This is a genomic window from Acinetobacter stercoris (assembly GCF_900323515.1).
Lineage (GTDB): Bacteria > Pseudomonadota > Gammaproteobacteria > Pseudomonadales > Moraxellaceae > Acinetobacter > Acinetobacter stercoris.
Map to the genome: position 1 here is coordinate 1 of NZ_OOGT01000358.1, position 1,872 is coordinate 1,872.

Consider the following 1,872-nt stretch of genomic DNA (forward strand, 5'->3'; position numbering starts at 1 on the left):
TACATGAATCGTGGATCAGAGTGGGGGCGTTGGGATTTGCATGTACATACAAAAGGTACGGCAAAAAATGACCAATTTGGGAATATATCTTTTGAAGACTACTGTATTCAGCTTTTTAAAAAAGCTTTAGAACACAATATCAAAACTATTGGCATCACAGATTATTTTAGTATTGAAAATTATAAAAAGGTAAAAAACTTCCAAGAAAACATAAGCACTAAAACTGAATTCAAGGATGATGAACAAGAACTGATTTCTAGGATTTTCATACTGCCTAATATGGAACTAAGGATTACACCTAGTACGGACAAAGGTAGTGCGATAAATATGCATTTTTTGATAAATCCAGAAATTATTGAAGATTTTGAAAATCAATACTGCCATGCTTTAACATTTATTGTTTCAGAAGAAGAACAATATAAGCTAACGACTTATGATTTAAAACGATTAGGGAGTAAAGGAACCTCAGAGCATTTAACTGATGATTTAGCGTATCGAAAAGGTATTTCTTCTTTTGTCCTTAATTCTAGCGAAATTATTAATGCATTTAAAAAATATCCAAATTTCCGAAAAAACTGTTTGGTTGCCGTTGCAAACTCAAATAAGGATGGTGCATCAGCATTTCAAGGTCATGAAGCATTACTAAAACAACAAACAGGTGCAACTCTAAAAGTATTAAGAGAATCGCTATATAAAGTTTCTGATGTAATTTTTTCATCGACTTTGACAGATAAGCCATTTTTCTTAGGGAATAAAGCTGAAGATCAACAAAGTTTTCTAGAAAGTTATGGATCATATAAACCGTGCATTCATGGAAGTGATGCTCATAAATTAGAGACTTTATTCGAACCAATTGATCACAAATATTGTTGGATTAAGGCTGAACCAACCTTTGAAGGTTTAAAGCAAATCATTCATGAACCTGAAAGTCGTGTTCATATCGGGCAACATTGTCCTGAAATAAAAAACTCATATGAAGTAATAGATTATATCGAGTTAAATAATACCAATGTTGCAAACGAAAAAATTAACTTTAATAGTAATTTAACTTCTATCATCGGTGGGAGGTCATCAGGTAAGTCCACCCTATTGCAATGTCTAGCAAATAAATTAAAACCTACTGCACTAAACACCCTTGAACAATCTCAGCATATTGATGAGCTTTGTTCAAATTTTAGAATTATTTGGCAAGATGGTAAGGAGGATTACAGTAGACCCATCGAATATTTTTACCAAGGACATATGTATTCAAAGTCAAAAGATCAAGGTATTGAAGATATAGTTAAAGACTTGATACAGCAAAAAGACAACAAGCTTTTCTCTAGATTTAAAGAACAAAATGATTTTTTACGACATGAAATTTCAGGGAAAGTATCTACTTATTTTTCTATTCTAAGCTCTTTAAGTGACTATCAATCACAATTGATACAAAAAGGTAATAAGGATGATATTCACAATCAAGTTAATGAATTATCTATACAAATCCAAAATAATGATATTGGAAATATAACTCAGAAGGAAATGGCTGATTTTAATGCTTCGAATGAAACTTTGAAAATTCTTAATAAAAATCTTGAAGAGCTTATTACTTTTAAAGAACTACTTAAAGATAAGCACTGTTCTGATTTCTACCAACTGTTAAACCCATTAGAACTTAATTTAAATTATGTGCTAGTACAAACACACTTTGAATCCTTTGCAAGTGAAATAGAAAAATTTACAACTACTCAATTTGAGCAATTCAAAACGCTATCCCTACGAACTATTTCTGATCAAATCCTAAAAGTTGAACAAGAAATTTTAGATATCCAAAATACTGACACATTTAAAAAAGTAGAAGTTTATCTAAAGTCTTCTGATGCTATAAAACCA

1 protein-coding gene is annotated in these 1,872 nt (G+C 30.7%); it reads left to right on the forward strand.

What is annotated here, in order from left to right; genetic code table 11:
* Positions 1-3: 3 nt before the first annotated feature.
* A partial coding sequence (locus KPC_RS19480) for a PHP domain-containing protein (protein WP_121975957.1) occupies positions 4-1,872 on the forward strand: 1,869 nt, incomplete at its 3' end.